21 protein-coding genes and 1 other RNA gene are annotated in these 19,420 nt (G+C 59.1%); 15 read left to right on the top strand and 7 right to left on the bottom strand.

The features are described from left to right. Positions 1-40 precede the first annotated feature (40 nt). Entirely contained in the window at positions 41-685 is a 645-nt protein-coding gene (locus BLU52_RS19965; RefSeq protein WP_090286158.1) for an MBL fold metallo-hydrolase, read from the top strand. A 116-nt stretch (positions 686-801) separates the two neighbouring features. Beyond that, complete coding sequence (locus BLU52_RS19960) at positions 802-1,536, top strand: OmpA family protein (RefSeq protein ID WP_090286156.1); 735 nt, start codon at positions 802-804, stop codon at positions 1,534-1,536. A 227-nt stretch (positions 1,537-1,763) separates the two neighbouring features. Here BLU52_RS19960 and BLU52_RS19955 read toward each other — a convergent pair whose 3' ends face one another. Further along, positions 1,764-2,198: a YhcB family protein gene (locus BLU52_RS19955; protein WP_016773251.1), complete on the bottom strand. Its 435-nt coding sequence runs from the start codon at positions 2,196-2,198 to the stop codon at positions 1,764-1,766. A gap of 144 nt (positions 2,199-2,342) precedes the next feature. Here BLU52_RS19955 and BLU52_RS19950 point away from each other — a divergent pair, with 144 nt between their 5' ends. From BLU52_RS19950 to zapE, 3 genes are all read left to right on the top strand, one after another. Continuing rightward, a complete protein-coding gene (locus BLU52_RS19950) occupies positions 2,343-2,972 on the top strand; it encodes an alpha/beta hydrolase (protein WP_090288637.1) in 630 nt (209 codons plus the stop codon). 24 nt (positions 2,973-2,996) lie between these two features. Continuing rightward, entirely contained in the window at positions 2,997-4,355 is a 1,359-nt protein-coding gene (locus tag BLU52_RS19945) for a tryptophan--tRNA ligase (protein ID WP_090286154.1), read from the top strand. 90 nt (positions 4,356-4,445) lie between these two features. After that, positions 4,446-5,540: a cell division protein ZapE gene (gene zapE / locus BLU52_RS19940; protein WP_090286153.1), complete on the top strand. Its 1,095-nt coding sequence runs from the start codon at positions 4,446-4,448 to the stop codon at positions 5,538-5,540. 184 nt (positions 5,541-5,724) lie between these two features. Here the strand turns inward: zapE and BLU52_RS19935 are convergent, their stop codons facing one another. Next, positions 5,725-6,621 (bottom strand): GlxA family transcriptional regulator, encoded by an 897-nt coding sequence (locus tag BLU52_RS19935; RefSeq protein WP_197677989.1) that lies wholly within the window; start codon positions 6,619-6,621, stop codon positions 5,725-5,727. Positions 6,622-6,871: 250 nt separating this feature from the next. On the opposite strand from BLU52_RS19935, the gene BLU52_RS19930 reads away from it, so the two are divergent. Continuing rightward, the gene (locus tag BLU52_RS19930) at positions 6,872-8,008 is read left to right on the top strand and encodes an acyl-CoA dehydrogenase family protein (protein ID WP_090286149.1); all 1,137 of its coding nucleotides are present in this window, start codon (positions 6,872-6,874) and stop codon (positions 8,006-8,008) included. A gap of 105 nt (positions 8,009-8,113) precedes the next feature. Here BLU52_RS19930 and BLU52_RS19925 read toward each other — a convergent pair whose 3' ends face one another. Then, on the bottom strand, positions 8,114-9,154 hold the full coding sequence (locus BLU52_RS19925; protein ID WP_090286147.1) for an NADP(H)-dependent aldo-keto reductase: 1,041 nt from the start codon (positions 9,152-9,154) through the stop codon (positions 8,114-8,116). Positions 9,155-9,398: 244 nt separating this feature from the next. Here BLU52_RS19925 and rplM point away from each other — a divergent pair, with 244 nt between their 5' ends. The 7 genes from rplM (at position 9,399) to BLU52_RS19890 (ending at position 14,290) form a co-directional block, all read left to right on the top strand. Then, positions 9,399-9,827, top strand: a complete 429-nt coding sequence (gene rplM / locus BLU52_RS19920) for a 50S ribosomal protein L13 (protein WP_007917032.1) — start codon at positions 9,399-9,401, stop codon at positions 9,825-9,827. A gap of 14 nt (positions 9,828-9,841) precedes the next feature. Next, a complete protein-coding gene (gene rpsI, locus BLU52_RS19915) occupies positions 9,842-10,234 on the top strand; it encodes a 30S ribosomal protein S9 (RefSeq protein WP_003228056.1) in 393 nt (130 codons plus the stop codon). A 275-nt stretch (positions 10,235-10,509) separates the two neighbouring features. Further along, positions 10,510-11,103 carry a ubiquinol-cytochrome c reductase iron-sulfur subunit gene (gene petA, locus BLU52_RS19910; protein ID WP_007917031.1) on the top strand — a complete coding sequence of 198 codons (594 nt, stop codon included), beginning with the start codon at positions 10,510-10,512 and terminating at the stop codon, positions 11,101-11,103. After that, the gene (locus BLU52_RS19905) at positions 11,103-12,314 is read left to right on the top strand and encodes a cytochrome b (protein ID WP_042608381.1); all 1,212 of its coding nucleotides are present in this window, start codon (positions 11,103-11,105) and stop codon (positions 12,312-12,314) included. The genes petA and BLU52_RS19905 overlap by 1 nt, the downstream gene beginning before the upstream one ends. Continuing rightward, entirely contained in the window at positions 12,314-13,096 is a 783-nt protein-coding gene (locus BLU52_RS19900) for a cytochrome c1 (RefSeq protein ID WP_090286145.1), read from the top strand. Before BLU52_RS19905 ends, BLU52_RS19900 begins: the two co-directional genes overlap by 1 nt. A 146-nt stretch (positions 13,097-13,242) precedes the next feature. After that, the gene (locus BLU52_RS19895; RefSeq protein WP_090286143.1) at positions 13,243-13,860 is read left to right on the top strand and encodes a glutathione S-transferase N-terminal domain-containing protein; all 618 of its coding nucleotides are present in this window, start codon (positions 13,243-13,245) and stop codon (positions 13,858-13,860) included. Positions 13,861-13,876: 16 nt separating this feature from the next. Then, the gene (locus BLU52_RS19890) at positions 13,877-14,290 is read left to right on the top strand and encodes a ClpXP protease specificity-enhancing factor (RefSeq protein WP_090286142.1); all 414 of its coding nucleotides are present in this window, start codon (positions 13,877-13,879) and stop codon (positions 14,288-14,290) included. Between the two features lie 51 nt (positions 14,291-14,341). Here the strand turns inward: BLU52_RS19890 and BLU52_RS19885 are convergent, their stop codons facing one another. From BLU52_RS19885 to BLU52_RS19870, 4 genes are all read right to left on the bottom strand, one after another. Beyond that, positions 14,342-14,920: a BON domain-containing protein gene (locus tag BLU52_RS19885; RefSeq protein ID WP_090286140.1), complete on the bottom strand. Its 579-nt coding sequence runs from the start codon at positions 14,918-14,920 to the stop codon at positions 14,342-14,344. Further along, positions 14,917-15,510 (bottom strand): phosphoheptose isomerase, encoded by a 594-nt coding sequence (locus tag BLU52_RS19880; protein ID WP_008082788.1) that lies wholly within the window; start codon positions 15,508-15,510, stop codon positions 14,917-14,919. The genes BLU52_RS19885 and BLU52_RS19880 overlap by 4 nt, the downstream gene beginning before the upstream one ends. Positions 15,511-15,614: 104 nt before the next feature. Continuing rightward, positions 15,615-15,977 carry a YraN family protein gene (locus BLU52_RS19875; protein ID WP_090286138.1) on the bottom strand — a complete coding sequence of 121 codons (363 nt, stop codon included), beginning with the start codon at positions 15,975-15,977 and terminating at the stop codon, positions 15,615-15,617. Continuing rightward, on the bottom strand, positions 15,977-17,788 hold the full coding sequence (locus BLU52_RS19870; protein ID WP_090286136.1) for a penicillin-binding protein activator: 1,812 nt from the start codon (positions 17,786-17,788) through the stop codon (positions 15,977-15,979). The genes BLU52_RS19875 and BLU52_RS19870 overlap by 1 nt, the downstream gene beginning before the upstream one ends. Before the next feature lie 177 nt (positions 17,789-17,965). Here BLU52_RS19870 and rsmI point away from each other — a divergent pair, with 177 nt between their 5' ends. Continuing rightward, entirely contained in the window at positions 17,966-18,871 is a 906-nt protein-coding gene (rsmI, locus tag BLU52_RS19865) for a 16S rRNA (cytidine(1402)-2'-O)-methyltransferase (RefSeq protein ID WP_090286134.1), read from the top strand. A 73-nt stretch (positions 18,872-18,944) separates the two neighbouring features. Next, positions 18,945-19,298, top strand: an RNA gene (gene rnpB / locus BLU52_RS19860) — RNase P RNA component class A. The last annotated feature ends 122 nt before the right edge of the window (positions 19,299-19,420 follow it).

Genomic DNA, 19,420 nt, shown 5'->3' with positions numbered 1-19,420 from the left:
AAACGTATTCTGCAAATTTGCCACGCTATTGGGAGTCATCATGCCTGCCGCCTCGCCAGCGCTGATCCGCGAAACCTTTGCGGTTGGCCCGCTCCAGTGCAACTGCACGATCATCGGCGACCCGATCACAAAAAAAGCCATCGTCGTCGACCCTGGCGGCAATCCCGACCTGATCATGGCGCGCCTCGATGCGCATGGCCTGAAAGTGGTCAGCATCATCCACACCCACGCACATCTCGATCACTTCCTCGCTTCGGGGCAGATGAAAGAAAAAACCGGCGCGACCCTGCATCTGCACAAGGATGACCAGTTCCTCTGGGACAACCTCGAAATGCAATGCCAGATGTTCGGCGTGCCCTACACGCCGGTGCCGTCGCCGGATCGCTGGTTGAGCGACGATGAAGAACTGGCCTGCGGTTGCGGTGTGGCGCTGCACACGCCGGGACATACGCCAGGTTCCATGAGCTTCTGGTTTTCCGAGGCTAAGCTGTTGATAGCCGGCGACACGCTGTTTCGTCGTGGTGTCGGGCGCACGGATCTGTGGGGCGGCGATCAGGCGACCATCGTGCGTTCGATCAAGCAGCGGTTGTATACGCTGGATGAGGACGCAACCGTGGTGACCGGGCATGGGCCGGATACACGCTTGGGCGACGAGATGCGTGAAAACCCGTTCGTGCGTGCCTGAATTTTTTGTAACGGTTGTGCGGCGGAATTTTCAGGCATTGTCATGATCCAACGCCCGCACGGGTCCATTAACCGATGGCCGCTGCACCAAAGAAAGCAAAAAACCAGGAGCTCTCCATGTTCACCACGCGTCGTTTGATTATTGTCGCTACTGCCGTGGCCTTGCTGTCCGGCTGTGCCTCGCCCAATCCGTATGACAATCAGGGGCAGGCCGACGGTGGCTCGCAAGGCATGAGCAAGACCGCCAAATACGGTGGCCTCGGTGCCTTGGCCGGCGCGCTCGCCGGTGCCGCGATCGGTCACGATAACCGTGGCAAGGGCGCGTTGATCGGCGCCGCCGTCGTCGGTGCCTCGGCGGCCGGTTACGGTTATTACGCCGACCAGCAGGAGAAAAAACTGCGCGCGAGCATGGCCAACACCGGCGTTGAAGTGCAGCGTCAGGGCGATCAGATCAAGCTGATCATGCCAGGTAACATCACCTTCGCGACCGATTCGGCGAACATCGCTCCAAGCTTCTACCAGCCGTTGAACAACCTGGCCAACTCGTTGAAAGAGTTCAACCAGAATCAGATCGAAATCGTCGGCTACACCGACAGCACCGGCAGCCGCCAGCACAACATGGACCTGTCCCAGCGTCGTGCGCAGAGCGTGGCGACTTACCTGACCTCGCAAGGCGTCAGCGGTGCCAACCTGTCGGCCCGTGGCGCCGGTCCGGATAATCCGATTGCCAGTAACGGTGACGTCAATGGCCGGGCGCAGAACCGCCGGGTTGAGGTCAACCTGAAGGCGATTCCGGGTCAGCAATACGGTGGTCAGCAGCAACAGCCGGGTACGGTGCAGCAGTATCCGTAAGCGATTGCCTGAGTGAAGAAATGCCCGGTCTTGTGACCGGGCATTTTTTGTGTTGGCTGTTATGGCCCCATCGCGAGCAGGCTCACTCCTACAGGGGCATGCATTTCAAAATGTAGGAGTGAGCCTGCTCGCGATGGCTATTAAATGGGCACCACAAAATCATCGGATACAAAAAAGCCCCCGGACACATCACTGTCCGGGGGCTTTTTGTCTGGCGTGAAGACTGCTTACTTCTTCAACCCATAATGCTCATCGAGCATGCCCGGCGAGTTCGGGCTTTTCGGCGCGTAGTCGCGCGGCGGCTCTTGATCGCGCGGTGGCGTCAGGCGTTCGCGCGGTGCCTGTGCGGCATCCGCATGCAGGGCGGCGATCAGGCGCTGGCGGGTCTGTTCGTCGAGGGCCAGACGGTTGGCGCCCTCGGCAAGATGATCTTGCACTTCCTGATAGCTCTGAGTGAGCTTCTTGACCAGCATCGCGGTGCTGTTGAAGTGGGTGACCACCTCGTTTTGATAACTGTCGAAACGCTCCTGGATATCATCCAGTTGACGCTGCGTACGGCTCGGTGCGGCGTTCGGCGCAACGCGCGCGATCAGGAATCCAATGGCGACACCCACAACCAGGGCAAGAGTCGGTAACAACCAAACTAAGAGCGAGTGTTCCACGAGTCCTTCCTCTATAAACGGCTTTGCTTTACGTTAACGGCTCGAACCTGCGCTGTATACCGCGATTCACTCGCAATAGATCGGCACAGACAATTTGCTAGACGAGTCGACCCGATTCGAGGTCACGGAGTTCCTCCCTTGCTGATGCGTGAAACCCCTGTAGTGATTGCCGGCCCGGTGGGTCAACTGGAAAGTCTTTACCTGGACAACGAGCAGCCGCGCGGCATCGCGCTGATCTGCCATCCGAACCCGGTGCAGGGCGGCACCATGCTCAACAAGGTCGTCTCGACCCTGCAGCGCACCGCGCGCGACGCCGGCCTGATCACCTTGCGCTTCAACTATCGCGGCGTTGGCGCCAGCGAAGGCACCCACGACATGGGCACCGGTGAAGTCGACGATGCCCAGGCCGCCGCTGCCTGGCTGCGGGAAAAACACCCGGACTTGCCGCTGACCCTGTTCGGTTTTTCCTTTGGCGGATTTGTTGCAGCAAGTCTCGGCGGCCGTCTCGAAGCCGAGGGCGTGCAGCTCGAGCACCTGTTCATGGTCGCGCCGGCGGTGATGCGCCTGGGCGAGCAGGATCAACTGCCGCAGCACGGCGAACTGACCGTGATCCAGCCGGAAACCGATGAGATCATTGATCCGCAACGGGTCTACCAATGGTCCGAGCAACTCCAGCGCCCCCATGAGCTGCTGAAAGTGGCAGAATGCGGACACTTTTTTCACGGCAAGCTGACCGATCTCAAGGATCTGATCCTGCCGCGTCTCTCGAATTGATTGCAGTCTGACAAGCGATTACCCATGACCAACCGTACCCGCATCCTCACTGGCATCACCACCACCGGCACGCCGCATCTGGGCAACTACGCCGGCGCGATCCGCCCGGCGATCCTCGCCAGCCGCGACAGCAATGCCGATTCGTTCTACTTCCTGGCTGACTACCACGCCCTGATCAAATGCGATGACCCGCTGCGCATCCAGCGCTCGCGTCTGGAAATCGCCGCGACCTGGCTGGCCGGTGGCCTGGATGTCGACCGCGTGACCTTTTACCGTCAGTCCGACATTCCGGAAATCCCCGAGCTGACCTGGCTGCTGACCTGTGTTGCCGCCAAGGGCCTGCTCAACCGTGCGCACGCCTACAAGGCCTCGGTGGACAAGAACGTCGAGACCGGTGAAGACCCGGATGCCGGTATCACCATGGGTCTCTACAGCTACCCGGTGCTGATGGCCGCAGACATTCTGATGTTCAACGCGCACAAGGTGCCGGTCGGCCGCGACCAGATCCAGCACGTGGAAATGGCCCGGGATATCGGCCAGCGTTTCAACCATCTGTTCGGCCAGGGCAAGGAGTTCTTCACCATGCCTGAAGCGTTGATCGAGGAAAGCGTGGCGACCCTGCCGGGCCTCGACGGTCGCAAAATGTCGAAGAGCTACGACAACACCATCCCGTTGTTCTCCAGCGCCAAGGAAATGAAGGACGCGATCTCGCGGATCGTCACCGATTCCAAGGCCCCGGGCGAAGCCAAGGATCCGGACAACTCGCATCTGTTCACCCTGTTCACGGCGTTCGCCACACCGGCACAGGCTGACGAATTCCGCAGCGAACTGCTTGGTGGTCTGGGTTGGGGCGAGGCGAAGAACCGTCTGTTCCGGTTGCTCGACAACGAACTCGGCGAAGCGCGCAACAAGTATCACCAGTTGATCGAACGCCCGGCGGATCTGGAAGATATCCTGCAGATCGGCGCGAAAAAGGCCCGTGCCGTGGCCACGCCGTTCCTCAATGAATTGCGTGAAGCGGTTGGCCTGCGTTCGTTCGTCAACCAGGTGCAGGTCGCCGCAACCACCAGGAAGAAAGCCGCCAAAGCCGCACGTTTCGTCAGCTTCCGTGATGATGATGGAAGTTTTCGCTTTCGTCTTCTCTCTCCGGAGGGAGTGGAAATGTTGCGCTCATTGGACTTCGAAGATGGCAAAGCTGCAGGTGCAGTAGTCAAATCGTTGCAATCGGGCCACGCGTACGAGATACGCAATGAGCTTCACTCCAAGTTTTCCGTCTGGGTAGGGGGAGAGCATGTAGCGGACGGTCCGGCATTCGATGATGACGACTCCCGGGATGCAGGAATCGCAGCAGTACGCCGAGCATTCAATCCAATCCAAGAATAATCGGCGGCACGGCCCGACCAAGGGTCGATTGCCATTCCTGCGGGCCGTCGCTACAGTGACGGCCCGTTTTTGTTGCCTTGCTAACGAATTATGACGCCCCTAGAACGATATCAAGCAGATCTGAAACGCCCGGACTTCTTCCATGACGCTGCGCAGGAAACCGCTGTGCGTCATTTGCAGCGTCTGTACGACGACCTGATCGCCGCCGACCAGAACAAGCCGGGGTTTCTCGGCAAGCTGTTTGGCAAAAAGGATCAAACGCCGGTCAAGGGCCTGTATTTCTGGGGCGGCGTAGGTCGCGGCAAGACTTACCTGGTCGACACCTTCTTCGAAGCGCTGCCGTTCAAGGAAAAGACCCGCACCCACTTCCATCGTTTCATGAAGCGCGTGCACGAAGAGATGAAAACCCTCGGCGGCGAGAAAAACCCGCTGACCATCATCGCCAAGCGCTTCGCGACCGAGTCGCGGGTGATCTGCTTCGATGAATTTTTCGTTTCCGACATCACTGACGCGATGATCCTCGGCACCTTGATGGAAGAGTTGTTCAAGAATGGCGTGACCCTGGTCGCGACCTCGAACATCGTCCCGGACGGTCTGTACAAGGATGGCCTGCAACGCGCGCGTTTCCTGCCGGCGATTGCGCTGATCAAGCAGAACACCGAGATCGTCAACGTCGACAGCGGGGTCGACTATCGTCTGCGCCACCTCGAACAAGCCGAGCTGTTTCACTATCCGCTCGACGAAGCCGCCCATGAAAGCCTGCGCAAGAGCTTCAAGGCGCTGACGCCGGAGTGCACAGCAGCAGTCGAAAACGATGTGCTGATCATCGAGAACCGCGAAATCCGTGCGCTGCGCACTTGTGACGACGTGGCCTGGTTCGACTTCCGCGAACTGTGCGACGGCCCGCGCAGCCAGAACGATTACATCGAACTGGGCAAGATCTTCCACGCCGTGTTGCTCAGCGGTGTCGAGCAGATGAGCGTCACCACCGACGACATCGCCCGACGCTTCATCAACATGGTCGACGAGTTCTACGACCGCAACGTCAAGCTGATCATTTCTGCCGAAGTCGAGCTGAAGGATCTGTACACCGGCGGCCGCCTGACCTTCGAATTCCAGCGTACGCTGAGCCGTCTGCTCGAGATGCAATCCCACGAATTCCTGTCGCGGGCGCACAAGCCTTAAACAGCTTCGCATTACAAAAAAAGGGCCTGCGATTGCAGGCTTTTTTTATATCCAGAATTCACCGCAATACCCTGTAGGAGTGAGCCTGCTCGCGATAGCGGTGGATCAGTCACATAAAGGCTGCATGGACGGACGCGATCGCGAGCAGGCTCACTCCTACATGGGTTTGTGTATGGGCAGGGGCTTATGCAGCCTGCTGAAACTGCTGCCGATACTGGTTCGGCGACAATTCGGTGTGCTGGCGGAACAGCCGCGCAAAGAAGCTTGCGTCGTCGTAACCGACCTCATAGCTGATGGTCTTGATGCTCTTGCGGCTGCCCGACAGCAAGCCCTTGGCGGTTTCGATGCGCAGGCGTTGCAGGTAATGCAGCGGCTTGTCGCCGGTGGCGGTCTGGAAACGGCGCATGAAATTGCGGATGCTCATGCCGTGCTCGCGCGCCACGTCCTCGAAGCGGAACTTGTCGGCGAAATGCTCTTCGAGCCAGTGCTGGATCTGCAGGATGATCACATCCTGGTGCAGCTTCTGCCCGCCGAAACCGATGCGTCCCGGCGAATAGCTGCGCTGCACTTCGTAAAGAATGTCGCGAGCCACGGCTTGCGCCACGTTGGCGCCGCAAAAGCGTTCGATCAGATAAATGTACAAGTCGCAGGCTGAAGTAGTGCCGCCGGCGCAATACAGGTTGTCGGCATCGGTCAGGTGTTTGTCCTGATTCAGATAAACCTTGGGGAAACGCTCGGCGAAAGCATTGAAAAAACGCCAGTAGGTGGTCGCTTCCTTGCCATTGAGCAAACCCGCTTCCGCCAGCCAGAACACCCCGGTCGCTTCGCCGCATAACACTGCGCCACGGGCGTGTTGCTCTCGCAGCCATGGCAGGACTTGCGGGTAACGGCTGCACAGCGTGTCGAAGTCATCCCAGAACGCTGGAAGGATAATGACATCAGCGTTTTCCAGACCGCCATCGACCGGCATTATTACGTCACTGAAACTGTTTACCGGTTTGCCGTCGGGGCTGACCAGGCGTGTTTCGAACGCCGGTGTCAGGCCCTGGCCCAGTTGTTTGCCATAACGCAGGCTGGCCAGATGGAAGAAATCCTTGGCTTGCATGAGGGTGGAAGCGAAAACCCGGTCGATTGCCAGGATGCTGACGCGCCGCAAGGGCGTGGAGACGTGCTTGGACATAATTCAACTTTTGTTTTGTTTTTATAAGGGAAAGTGGTCACCAGACGGCTGGATCGTCTTATTTTTTGTCGGATGTGTCCAGTGTCCCGTGACGCTGGCGGCGCATAGTCTCTGAAGGACGTATCCCTCCAACAAGAAAGACAGGTGCCGCATGATCCCCAGAACCTTGTTCAGCGCAGAGCACGAATTGTTCCGCGACAGCGTACGAACCTTCCTCGAAAAAGAAGCCGTGCCGTTCCACGCGCATTGGGAAAAACAAGGCCACATCGACCGCCAGCTATGGAACAAGGCGGGCGAGGCGGGGATGTTGTGCTCGCATCTGCCGGAGGAATACGGCGGGCTGGGCGCGGATTTTCTCTACAGCGCGGTAGTCATCGAAGAGGTTGGCAGGCTGGGTTTGACCGGGATCGGGTTTTCCCTGCATTCGGACATCGTCGCGCCGTACATCCTGCATTACGGCAGTGAAGCGCTGAAGCACAAATACCTGCCGAAACTGGTTTCTGGCGAGATGGTTACGGCGATCGCCATGACGGAGCCGGGTGCAGGCTCCGATCTGCAAGGGGTGAAAACCACGGCGGTGCTGGACGGCGACGAGTACGTGATCAACGGCTCGAAAACCTTCATCACCAACGGCTTTCTTGCCGACCTGGTGATCGTGGTCGCCAAGACCGATCCGAAGGCCGGCGCCAAGGGCACCAGTCTGTTTCTGGTGGAGGCGAACACCCCGGGCTTCGAGAAGGGCAAGCGTCTGGAGAAGGTTGGCATGAAGGCGCAGGACACGTCGGAGTTGTTCTTCCAGGACGTACGCGTGCCGAAGGAAAATCTGCTGGGGCAGGCCGGGGCAGGGTTCGCTTATCTGATGCAGGAATTGCCGCAGGAGCGCCTGACCGTGGCGATTGGAGGCCTCGCCTCGGCCGAAGCGGCGTTGCGGTGGACGCTCGACTACACCCGCGATCGCAAGGCGTTCGGCAAGTCGATTGCCGATTTCCAGAACACCCGCTTCAAACTGGCCGAGATGGCTACGGAAATCCAGATCGGCCGGGTGTTCGTTGACCGCTGTCTGGAACTGCACCTGCAGGGCAAACTCGACGTGCCGACGGCGGCGATGGCTAAATACTGGGGCACCGACCTGCAGTGCAAGGTGCTCGATGAATGCGTGCAGTTGCACGGCGGCTACGGCTTCATGTGGGAATACCCGGTGGCCCGGGCGTGGGCGGATGCGCGGGTGCAGCGGATCTATGCCGGGACCAATGAAATCATGAAGGAGATCATTGCGCGGTCGCTTTGACCCTCGCGCGACTGACAGACCGCTATCGCGAGCAGGCTCACTCCTACATTCTGGAATGCGTTCCCCTGTAGGAGTGAGCCTGCTCGCGAAGCTTTTGCCGGTCAGTTATGGCGCCGGATTCGGATGATCCTTGTGAATCGCCTCGATCCCGGCCAGCACTTCATCGGAAAGTTTCAGATCGAAACTGGCAATGTTGCTGTCCAGTTGCTCGAGCGTTGTCGCGCCAATGATGTTGCTGGTGACGAACGTTTGCTGATTGACGAACGCCAGGGCCATCTGCGCCGGATCCAGGCCGTGCTCACGGGCCAGGGCAACGTAACGGCTGCACGCTGCCTCTGACTGCGGGTTGAAATAGCGGCTGAAGCGGCTGTAGAGGCTCAGGCGACCTTTCGCCGGGCGCGCGCCGCCCTCGTACTTGCCGGAGAGGAAGCCGAACGCCAGCGGCGAATAGGCGAGCAGCCCGCATTGTTCGCGGATGGCGATTTCCGCCAGGCCGACTTCAAAACTGCGGTTGAGCAGGTTGTACGGGTTCTGGATCGACACCGCACGCGGCCAGCCACGGGCTTCGGCCAAGGCCAGAAAGCGCATGGTGCCCCACGGCGTCTCGTTGGACAGGCCGATGTGGCGGATCTTGCCGGCTTTCACTTGCTCATCGAGGGCTTCGAGGGTGTCTTCCAGCGGCGTCAGGTTGGCTTCGATCTTGTGCTGGTAGCCCAGCTGTCCGAAAAAGTTGGTGCTGCGTTCCGGCCAGTGCAGTTGATACAAATCGATGTAATCGGTCTGCAGGCGCTTGAGGCTGCCGTCCAGCGCTTCGGTGATGTGCTGGCGGTTGTGGCGCAGGTTTTTGTCGCGAATGTAGTCGATGGTGTTGCCCGGGCCGGCGATCTTGCTGGCGAGGATCCAGTCGGCGCGGTCGCCGCGACTCTTGAAGTAATTGCCGATGTAGCGCTCGGTAGTGGCGTAGGTTTCGGCTTTCGGCGGCACCGGGTACATCTCGGCGGTGTCGAGGAAATTGATCCCGGCCTCTTTGGCGCGTTCGATCTGGGCGAAGGCTTCAGCTTCAGTGTTCTGCTCGCCCCAGGTCATGGTGCCGAGGCAGATTGCACTCACGTTCAGGTCGGTACGGCCTAGCTGGCGATAGTCCATCGGGTGCTCCTTGGGCAAAACAATCATAAAAGCAGGTTGAAATATTTTTCGCAATCTGCATAATTGCCGACCTCTTTCTGCAGTGGAAGTGATGCGCCGCCGCCGAAGAATCTTGCCGTTGAACGGACGCGCCGACCCGAGCCCCCGAAAGCGTCTGTATCCGGCTGCCTTTGACTTGTCAAAGTACGCACTATTCAGTAAGATCCGCCGTCTTATTTACAGGCGGCCCCTGAGGCTATAAAGAATGAAAACTTTTACTGCTAAACCGGAAACAGTAAAGCGCGACTGGTTTGTCGTCGACGCTGCTGGTCAGACCCTGGGTCGTCTGGCCACCGAAATCGCGAGCCGTCTGCGTGGCAAGCACAAGCCTGAGTACACTCCTCACGTTGACACCGGCGACTACATCGTCGTCATCAACGCCGAGCAAATCCGTGTTACCGGCGCTAAAACCACTGACAAAATGTACTACTCCCACTCCGGTTTCCCGGGCGGCATCAAGTCGATCAACTTTGAAAAGCTGATCGCCAAGGCCCCTGAGCGCGTGATCGAGACCGCGGTTAAAGGCATGCTGCCTAAAAACCCACTGGGTCGCGACATGTACCGTAAGCTGAAAGTCTATGCGGGCGCTGCTCACCCACATACTGCTCAGCAGCCCCAAGAACTGAAGTTTTAACGGAATAGTACATTATGTCGGCGACTCAAAATTACGGCACTGGCCGTCGCAAGACCGCAACCGCACGCGTTTTCCTGCGTCCGGGTACTGGTAACATCTCCATCAACAACCGTTCGCTGGATAACTTCTTCGGCCGCGAAACTGCCCGCATGGTAGTTCGTCAGCCGCTGGAGCTGACCGAGACTGTCGAGAAGTTCGACATCTACGTCACCGTGATCGGCGGTGGTGTAAGTGGTCAGGCTGGCGCAATCCGCCACGGCATCACTCGCGCTCTGATGGACTACGATGAAACCCTGCGTAGCGCTCTGCGCAAAGCTGGCTTCGTTACCCGCGACGCCCGTGAAGTTGAACGTAAGAAAGTGGGTCTGCGTAAAGCGCGTAAGCGTCCGCAGTACTCGAAGCGTTAATACCGCTTCCACGTTCAAAAAAGAACGCCCGATTCCTCACGGAATCGGGCGTTTTTTTATGCCTGCATTTTTTCCAGAAAGAATTGCGCTGTGACAACTTGCCTCATTCGCAGACCCCCTATACTGCAAGGCTTAGGGGTGGAGAGCTCCGGGTAATTCCCTTGTCAGAATTGGGGCTTTTCATTACCATTCGGCAAAATTTTTATAAGTAGCACGCGGTTTATTTAGTAGACGCCTGATTTAACAGGCCAAAAAAGCTGATGGGAGAGGACTGAATGAGCAATGACGGCGTGAATGCAGGCCGGCGTCGCTTCCTGGTGGCAGCCACATCCGTGGTCGGTGCTGCAGGAGCGGTGGGGGCTGCGGTCCCGTTCGTAGGGTCATGGTTTCCCAGCGCCAAGGCGAAAGCCGCCGGCGCACCGGTGAAAGTGAATGTCAGCAAAATCGAGCCAGGCCAGCAAATGATTGCTGAATGGCGCGGCCAGCCGGTGTTCATTGTCCGCCGTACCGAGGAAATCCTGGGGAATCTGAAAAAGATCGAGGGCCAACTCTCCGATCCGACCTCGAAAAACTCTACGCAACCTACCTATGTCGACCCTGAAGTGCGCTCGATCAAGCCGGAAATTCTGCTGCTGATCGGGATCTGCACGCACCTGGGTTGCTCACCGACTTTCCGTCCCGAAGTGGCACCTGCGGATTTGGGCAAAGACTGGGTAGGCGGTTATTTCTGCCCTTGCCACGGTTCCCACTACGATCTGGCTGGCCGCGTCTACAAGTCGCAACCTGCGCCTTTGAACCTGCCAGTTCCCCCGCATTCCTATGAGACCGATGACCTGATTGTCATTGGCGTCGATACGGAGAAAGCGTGATGAGCAAGTTCATGGATTGGGTTGATGCGCGCTTTCCTGCAACCAAGATGTGGGAAGACCATCTCAGCAAATATTACGCTCCGAAAAACTTCAACTTCTTCTATTTCTTCGGCTCTCTGGCGCTGTTGGTGCTGGTCAATCAGATTGTCACAGGCGTCTGGCTGACCATGAGCTACACGCCGTCGGCAGAAGAGGCGTTTGCTTCCGTCGAATACATCATGCGTGACGTCGAGTACGGCTCGATCCTGCGTTTGTTGCACTCGACCGGCGCTTCGGCGTTCTTCATCGTGGTGTACCTGCACATGTTCCGTGGCCTGCTCTACGGTTCGTACCAGAAACCGCGCGAGCTGGTCTGGGTGTTCGGCATGCTGATCTACCTGGCGCTGATGGCCGAAGCGTTCATGGGTTATCTGCTGCCGTGGGGCCAGATGTCGTACTGGGGCGCGCAGGTGATCATCTCGCTGTTCGGCGCGATTCCGCTGATCGGCGACGACCTGACCCAGTGGATTCGTGGTGACTACCTGATCTCCGGCATCACCTTGAACCGCTTCTTCGCACTGCACGTTGTGGCGCTGCCGATCGTGATTCTCGGTCTGGTGGTGTTGCACATTCTGGCGCTGCACGAAGTCGGTTCAAACAACCCTGATGGCGTCGATATCAAGAAGCATAAAGACGAAAACGGCATCCCGCTGGATGGCATTGCGTTCCACCCGTACTACACGGTGAAGGACATTGTCGGTGTCGTGGTGTTCCTGTTTATCTTCTGCTTCATTGTGTTCTTCTTCCCGGAAATGGGTGGCTACTTCCTTGAAAAGCCAAACTTCGAACCGGCCAACCCATTCAAGACGCCTGAGCATATTGCACCGGTCTGGTACTTCACGCCGTTCTACGCGATCTTGCGCGCGGTGCCGGATAAACTCCTCGGCGTTATCGCCATGGGGGCGGCGATTGCAGTGCTGTTCGTGCTGCCGTGGCTGGATCGCAGTCCGGTCAAATCGATGCGCTACAAAGGCTGGCTGAGCAAGATCTGGCTGGTGGTGTTCTGCATTTCGTTCGTGATTCTCGGCATTCTCGGTGTGCTTGCGCCGACGCCGGGCCGCACGTTGCTGTCGCAGGTCTGCACCTTCCTGTACTTCGCCTACTTCATTCTGATGCCGTTCTACACCCGGCTCGAGAAGACCAAACCGGTACCGGAAAGGGTGACTGGCTGATGAAAAAGTTATTGCTTGCTCTGATTTTTGTTGCGCTGCCTTCCCTGACTTTTGCAGCCGAGGGCCATGGTCCGGAACTGGAAAAAGTCGACATCGATGTTTCTGACAAGGCAGCTTTGCAGGATGGCGCACGGACCTTTGCCAACTATTGCATGGGCTGCCACAGCGCCAAATTCCAGCGTTACGAGCGGGTCGCTGATGACCTCGGCATTCCCCACGAGTTGATGCTGGAGAAGCTGGTGTTCACCGGCGCCAAGATTGGCGACCACATGAACATCGGTATGCAGCCGGCTGACGCCAAAACCTGGTTCGGTGCAGCGCCGCCGGACCTGACCCTGGTGGCCCGGGTGCGGGGCACTGACTGGCTGTACGGATACCTGAAGTCGTTTTACGAAGATCCGGCGCGCCCATGGGGCGTGAACAACAAGGTCTTCCCGAACGTCGGCATGCCTAACGTGCTCGTCGGTCTGCAAGGTCGCCAGGTCGTAGGTTGCAAGCAGGTGCAGATCGTCGAAGACGGCAAGAAGCAATATGATCCGCTGACCGGCACGGCTTTGACCCATGAAGCCTGCGATCAACTGACCATCGTGCCCAAATCCGGTGCTTTGAACGAAGAGCAGTTCGATGAGAAGGTCAAGAATCTGGTAACCTTCCTGGCTTACTCGGCTAACCCGGTTAAGCTGCAACATCAGCGCATCGGTACTTATGTCTTGCTGTACCTGGCGTTCTTCTTTGTGTTCGCCTACCTGCTCAAGCGTGAATACTGGAAAGACGTGCACTGATACGCTTCAAGCATTGCTGTTAATCGCGCGCGCCCAAGGGTGCCTCCGATAAAGCAGGGTCTGCTCGGTCAGACCCTGCGGGAGGTGCCCTCTGGGCGCGCGCGTTTTTCCGGTTCCGAAAAATTCAACAAGCGAGGAGGATCGCCATGGGCGTGACCAATCGGTTGGCCTGTTACTCCGACCCCGCCGACCACTATTCCCACCGAGTGCGCATCGTGCTTGCAGAGAAGGGTGTCAGCGCTGAAATCATTTACGTGGAAGCCGGCCGCCAGCCGCCTAAACTGATTGAGGTGAACCCTTACGGCAGCCTGCCTACGCTGGTCGATCGCGACCTGGCGTTGTGGGAATCGACCGTGGTCATGGAGTATCTGGACGAGCGTTACCCGCACCCGCCGTTGATGCCGGTTTATCCGGTGGCGCGTGCCAACAGCCGTCTTCTGATTCATCGCATTCAGCGTGACTGGTGCGGTCTGGTGGATCTGATTCTTGATCCCAAGGCCAAGGAAGCCGCGCGGGTGGTGGCGCGCAAGGAGTTGCGCGAAAGCCTGACGGGCGTGTCGCCGCTGTTTGCGGACAAGCCGTTCTTCCTCAGTGAGGAACAAAGTCTGGTCGATTGCTGCCTATTACCCATACTCTGGCGTTTGCCGATTCTGGGTATTGAACTGCCGCGGCCGGCCAAGCCGCTGCTTGATTATATGGAGCGCCAGTTTGCGCGTGAGGCTTTCCAGGCGAGTCTGTCTGGTGTCGAACGCGACATGCGCTAAGGCTTAAGGAGCCGCTATGAACTCCAGTCGACCTTATCTGGTCCGCGCGCTCTACGAGTGGATTGTGGATAACGATTGCACCCCGCACATGCTGGTCAACGCCGAATACCCGGCGGTGCAGGTGCCGCAGGGTTTCGCCAGCGACGGGCAGATCGTGCTGAACATCTCGCCAAGCGCCGTGCGTCATCTGCACATGGACAACGACGTGGTGACGTTCGAAGGTCGCTTCGGTGGTGTGCCGCACAGCCTGTACGTGCCGATCAGCGCGATTCTGGGCATCTATGCCCGGGAGAACGGTCAGGGCATGGTGTTCGATCTCGAGTCGCCGCTGGATGACGACGACGATATCGAGCAGGATGACGACCAGCCGCCACCGGACAGCGAGCCACCGCGCCCCAGCGGCCGGCCAAGCCTGAAAGTGGTGAAGTAATAAAAAAGGCGATCCGGATGGATCGCCTTTTTTGTGTCTGCCGCTCGGTGGTCAGTCGATGTACTCGAACAGCTTCACGATCTTCTGCACGCCGGAAACACCCTGAACCAGATTGGTCGCCTGAGTGGCTTCCTGTTTGGTCAGCAGGCCCAGCAGGTAGACGATGCCGTTCTCGGTAATGACTTTGATGCGCGAGCCGGGAATGCTGGCGTCGGTGAGCATCTGCGTCTTGATCTTGGTGGTCAGCCACGCATCATTCTGTCGAGCCAGCAGGGACGAAGGCTGCAGCACTTGCAGCTCGTTGTGGACTTTCTTGACCCGTTGCACATTGGCGGCAGCCTGTTCGGCCTTGGCCTTGAGGTCTTCGCGCGGGGTCTGGCCGGCGAGCAGTACCACGCCGTTGAAACTGGTGACGACGATGTGCGAATCGTTGTCCAGCGCCGGGTCGGCTTTGGCTATGTTCACGCCGACCTTGGTTTCGATCAACGAGTCGTCGATCTTGCTGCCGAAGGTGCGCGTGCCACGGTCGTCTTCGATCGGTGCTTCACGGCTGGCATTCACCACCGAGGTGCAGCCGCTGATGCCGAGGCACAGAGTCAAGGCCAGAAGGCCAAGGCGATTAGGGGTCATTCTTCACTCCCGAACAGTTGGCTGTCGATCAGATCGCAGAGGCAATGGATCGCCAGCAAGTGGACTTCTTGAATACGTGCAGTGACATTGGCCGGTACGCGAATCTCGACGTCCTCGGGCAACAGCAGCGACGCCATGCCGCCGCCATCGCGTCCGGTCAAAGCTACGACAATCATTTCGCGATCATGTGCGGCCTGGATCGCTTGAATAATGTTCGCCGAGTTACCGCTGGTCGAAATCGCCAGCAGCACGTCGCCGGGCTGGCCCAGTGCGCGGATCTGCTTGGAGAACACTTCGTTGTAGCTGTAGTCGTTGGCAATCGAGGTGATCGTCGAGGTATCGGTGGTCAGCGCGATCGCCGGCAGGCTCGGACGCTCGCGTTCGAAACGGTTGAGCAGCTCCGAGGAAAAGTGCTGCGCGTCACCGGCGGAGCCGCCGTTGCCGCACGAGAGCATCTTGCCCTCGTTGAGCAGGGCGTTGACCATGATCTGGCTGGCTTGCTCGATGTGCGGTGCAAGTACGTCCATCGCCTGTTGCTTGGTGTCGATACTGGCCTGGAAGAGCTGGCGAATTCGGGATTGCATGTCCATCTGTGTGACCTTAAGTAGCGCGGCTGTCCGGCACATGAATGTGCAGCCCGCAAAGCAAAGAGCAAAATGTGGCGGTGGAATTGTCCGGGTCGCAACGCCGGCGATCAACTGTCGAAAGCATTCTGCAACCAGTTCAGCTGATCCGGGTGGCTGTCGATCGCCACCACGTCGAAGCGGCAGGGGGAATTGGCCCAGCGCGATTCACGCTGAAGAAAATACTGCGCGGCAAAAATCAGTTTCTGCTGCTTGCGCGCATCGATGCTGGCAAGCGCGCCACCCCATTGAGTGTTCTTTCTATAACGAACTTCGACGAATACTACTGTATCGCCATCAAGCATGACCAGATCAAGCTCGCCGCGTTTGCAGAGCCAGTTCTGCGCCAGCAGGCGCAGACCTTGATTTTGCAGATGTTCGAGCGCCTGACGCTCGGCATCCTTGCCGCTTTGCGAGCGTGACCTGTCAGGCATCAGCGTGGGGTGTCCGGCAGGCGCTGCACCTGGCCGCTGACGAATTGTGCCCAAGGCAACTGACGGACGACGCGTTGGGTCTGGGTCATGCCGAGGCTGCCCGATTCACCGTCGATGCGGCTGTCCGGCAGGGCTTTGAGCTGGCCCAGACGCGGTGCCAGGCGATAGGCGTCCACGCCCATTGCGTACAGACGGCCGAGGCTGCCGGCGGCTTGCGGCCACTGGGCAACCACTTGCTGACGCAGCGGATCGCTGGTGTCCAGCAACCATGGGGTTTCGCAGAAGCGAATGCCGTTCATGTCGTTGTACTGGTTGATGTCACCGCTGGCGCTGTACACGTGCGAGGTCGCGTAGACCGGAACGTCACCGGCGTACTGGAAGTTCAGGGTCGGCTTGATCTGCTGCGCCTGTTGTGGCGTGGCGGCAAGGAAGATGAATTCGATGTCCTGGCGACGCGAAGGCTGCGCGGCGACGTTGGTGCCGGCCGCATTCTGCAGGCTCTTGGCGCGGGCTTCACTCTGGCGCAGCTGGAACATGTCGGCGATCTGCTGGGCCAGTTGCACCGGCTGATCAACACGCTCGGTAGCGACGATGCTGCCGCCGTTGGCCTGCCAGTCCTGGCTGAACGCACGCAATACGCGGTCGCCCCATTCGCCTTTCGGCACCATGATTGCGGCGCGGTGCAGGCCATCGGCACGGGCGCGGCGCGACACTTCGCGGGCTTCGTCTTCGGCAGCCAGACCGAACTGGAACAGTTGCGCCGGACCCTGATCGCCTTCGCTGTAGTTCAGCGCAAGGGTGGTGATCGGCAGTTGCGGGCGGGTGCTCAGTTGCTTGACCAGCGGTTTTTCCAGCGGGCCGACCACCAGTTGCACGCCGTCAGCCTGGGCCTTGCGGTAGAACTCGTCCATCGAGGTCAGCCTGGAGCTGTCGTAGAACTCGATGGCTGGCGGTTTTTGCCCGGCTTGTTGTGCCTGGTAGTGCGCCGCCATGAAGCCTTCACGCAAGGCTTTGCCGACCGCGGCCAGTTGGCCATCCTGCGGCAACAGCAGGGCGATCTTGCTCAGAGGCTGGCTGGCCAGTTCCTTGAGTTTGGTCAGCGGCAGCGGCAGGTTGATTGCGGCCGGGTGCTTGGGGTTCTGTGTGCGCCAATTGTCGATCGCCGCCTGCTGCTGTTCCAGCGTGCCAGCGGTTTTTACCGCCAGGGCCAAAGCCATCCAGCCGCCGAGGTCGTCGGTGCTGTTGGCTTGCAGTTGGTCGGCCGGCAGCGAGCCGATCAGGGTCCAGATCGCTTCGTGGTTCTTGCTCGCGGCTTCACCTTCGAGCATCGGCGCGATGAACACGCGTTCACGTGCGGCGGCCAGGGTCTGGCCATCGGCTTCAAGAGCGCGGGCGTGAACAGTGCCGGTGCGTACTTGCTGCTCTTCCGGCATTTCGCCAAGTTTCTGCAGGCTTGGATGGCTCAGGGCAGTCAGCGCAGCTTTCGGCTGGTTGCGGGTCATGGCCAGTTCGGCGGAGAGGGTGTTGGCGAAAATCTGCTGGCCAGGCTTGAGTTGCTCGACCGGCACTTGTTGCAGGATTTGCGCGGACTGGCCGGCATTGCCCTGACGATAGGCAAGGTCGGCGGCGCTCAAGCGCAACAGAGCGGCTTTTTCCGGGGTTTTAGCCTGGGTCGCCTGTTCGAGCAGTTGCTCGATGCTGGCATCCGGAGTCCGTGGAAGTTCGCCAAGGCTGGAGGAAGGGGAGCTGGCGCAAGCCGCCAACAAGGCAGCGAGGCAGAGGGCAGTGAACAGCCGCAGGCAAGCGATCATGTAAGTGTTCCTGATACTCGATCAAATTAGCGTGGAATTGTACCCAAGCACTGGCCGGGGCGCGATGTTACTGGCGTGAAACGGGCAATTTAGCAGGAGTAAATGTTGCGGCGGCCCGCAACTGTGCGAAAAACCGCGCTCGGCGCGAGCACGTCGCAAGCCTCGTGACGCGCTACAATGGCCGCTTTTACCGATCACGAGGTGTGCGCTTTGACTGCTCCAGGTTCCCTGAATTCCGCTGCTGGCTCGCTTTATGTGGTGGCGACGCCCATCGGCAACCTGGACGACATCAGCGCCCGGGCCCTGAAAATCCTCCGCGAAGTGGCATTGATTGCCGCCGAAGACACGCGGCACTCGGCGCGGCTGATGCAGCACTTCGGGATCGCTACGCCACTGGCGGCCTGCCACGAACACAACGAACGGGATGAAGGTAGCCGGTTTATCACCCGTCTGCTGGCCGGTGACAACGTGGCGCTGATCTCCGATGCCGGCACGCCGCTGATCTCCGATCCGGGTTACCACCTGGTGCGTCAGGCGCGAGCGGCGGGAATTAATGTGGTGCCGGTGCCAGGCGCCTGTGCATTGATCGCGGCGCTGTCGGCGGCCGGCCTGCCGTCCGACCGGTTTATCTTCGAAGGCTTTCTGCCGGCCAAGTCGGTGGGGCGCAAGGCTCGTCTCGAAGCCGTCAAGGAAGAGCCGCGCACTTTGATCTTCTACGAAGCCCCGCATCGCATTCTTGAGTGTCTGCAGGACATGGAAGAAGTGTTCGGCGGCGAGCGTCAGGCCTTGCTGGCCCGGGAGATCACCAAGACCTTCGAAACGCTCAAGGGCCTGCCGCTGGCCGAGCTGCGCGCATTCGTCGAATCGGACAGCAATCAGCAGCGCGGTGAATGTGTGGTGCTGGTGGCGGGCTGGACCGCGCCGGAATCCGAAGACGCGGTCAGCGGCGAGGCGATGCGTATCCTCGATCTGCTGCTTGAGGAAATGCCACTCAAACGCGCCGCTGCGCTTGCCGCACAGATCACCGGAGAGCGCAAAAACGTGCTTTATCAGGTTGCGCTGGATAAGCAGAAGGGCGTGTAAGCCGTCGCCCATAGCGGTCTTGCGGGTTTTAGCGCTTGTTCTTCCGCCGCTCTGCCGTTAACCTTCGCGGCGGAGAGTCGATCGGACAGTCGCTGCCCTCTATGAAAATTAGGGGGGGGAGGAAAGTCCGGGCTCCATAGGGCGAAGTGCCAGGTAATGCCTGGGAGGCGTGAGCCTACGGAAAGTGCCACAGAAAATAACCGCCTAAGCGCGCAAGCGCCGGTAAGGGTGAAAAGGTGCGGTAAGAGCGCACCGCACGTCTGGCAACAGTTCGTGGCTAGGTAAACCCCACTTGGAGCAAGACCAAATAGGGTCCCAAGGCGTGGCCCGCGCTGGGACCGGGTAGGTTGCTAAAGATGTCCAGTGATGGCCATCGTAGACGAATGACTGTTCAAGACAGAACCCGGCTTACAGATCGACTCTCCACCTTTTCTTTCCCTGCTTGAATCAATGGCAACAGGGCTGTGTAATATCAGCAGGCCTGGGCTGAAAATCCGGCAGCGGCAAACGCGGTAATAGCCATTTCCCACCTCGCTTCAATCAACAGCA

The sequence above is a fragment of the Pseudomonas granadensis genome (assembly GCF_900105485.1).
Classification (GTDB): domain Bacteria; phylum Pseudomonadota; class Gammaproteobacteria; order Pseudomonadales; family Pseudomonadaceae; genus Aquipseudomonas; species Aquipseudomonas granadensis.
The sequence above is the reverse complement of the archived record's forward strand: the minus strand, read 5'-3'. Positions and strand labels throughout refer to the sequence as shown.

Excerpts from the sequence above, each read along its gene's own strand:
- BLU52_RS19965 (WP_090286158.1), top strand. The coding sequence starts at position 41 with ATGCCTGCCGCCTCGCCAGCGCTGATCCGCGAAACCTTTGCGGTTGGC.
- BLU52_RS19960 (WP_090286156.1), top strand. The coding sequence starts at position 802 with ATGTTCACCACGCGTCGTTTGATTATTGTCGCTACTGCCGTGGCCTTG.
- BLU52_RS19950 (WP_090288637.1), top strand. The coding sequence starts at position 2,343 with ATGCGTGAAACCCCTGTAGTGATTGCCGGCCCGGTGGGTCAACTGGAA.
- BLU52_RS19945 (WP_090286154.1), top strand. The coding sequence starts at position 2,997 with ATGACCAACCGTACCCGCATCCTCACTGGCATCACCACCACCGGCACG.
- zapE (WP_090286153.1), top strand. The coding sequence starts at position 4,446 with ATGACGCCCCTAGAACGATATCAAGCAGATCTGAAACGCCCGGACTTC.
- BLU52_RS19930 (WP_090286149.1), top strand. The coding sequence starts at position 6,872 with ATGATCCCCAGAACCTTGTTCAGCGCAGAGCACGAATTGTTCCGCGAC.
- BLU52_RS19925 (WP_090286147.1), bottom strand. The coding sequence starts at position 9,154 with ATGGACTATCGCCAGCTAGGCCGTACCGACCTGAACGTGAGTGCAATC.
- rplM (WP_007917032.1), top strand. The coding sequence starts at position 9,399 with ATGAAAACTTTTACTGCTAAACCGGAAACAGTAAAGCGCGACTGGTTT.
- rpsI (WP_003228056.1), top strand. The coding sequence starts at position 9,842 with ATGTCGGCGACTCAAAATTACGGCACTGGCCGTCGCAAGACCGCAACC.
- petA (WP_007917031.1), top strand. The coding sequence starts at position 10,510 with ATGAGCAATGACGGCGTGAATGCAGGCCGGCGTCGCTTCCTGGTGGCA.
- BLU52_RS19905 (WP_042608381.1), top strand. The coding sequence starts at position 11,103 with ATGAGCAAGTTCATGGATTGGGTTGATGCGCGCTTTCCTGCAACCAAG.
- BLU52_RS19900 (WP_090286145.1), top strand. The coding sequence starts at position 12,314 with ATGAAAAAGTTATTGCTTGCTCTGATTTTTGTTGCGCTGCCTTCCCTG.
- BLU52_RS19895 (WP_090286143.1), top strand. The coding sequence starts at position 13,243 with ATGGGCGTGACCAATCGGTTGGCCTGTTACTCCGACCCCGCCGACCAC.
- BLU52_RS19890 (WP_090286142.1), top strand. The coding sequence starts at position 13,877 with ATGAACTCCAGTCGACCTTATCTGGTCCGCGCGCTCTACGAGTGGATT.
- BLU52_RS19885 (WP_090286140.1), bottom strand. The coding sequence starts at position 14,920 with ATGACCCCTAATCGCCTTGGCCTTCTGGCCTTGACTCTGTGCCTCGGC.
- BLU52_RS19880 (WP_008082788.1), bottom strand. The coding sequence starts at position 15,510 with ATGGACATGCAATCCCGAATTCGCCAGCTCTTCCAGGCCAGTATCGAC.
- BLU52_RS19875 (WP_090286138.1), bottom strand. The coding sequence starts at position 15,977 with ATGCCTGACAGGTCACGCTCGCAAAGCGGCAAGGATGCCGAGCGTCAG.
- BLU52_RS19870 (WP_090286136.1), bottom strand. The coding sequence starts at position 17,788 with ATGATCGCTTGCCTGCGGCTGTTCACTGCCCTCTGCCTCGCTGCCTTG.
- rsmI (WP_090286134.1), top strand. The coding sequence starts at position 17,966 with ATGGCCGCTTTTACCGATCACGAGGTGTGCGCTTTGACTGCTCCAGGT.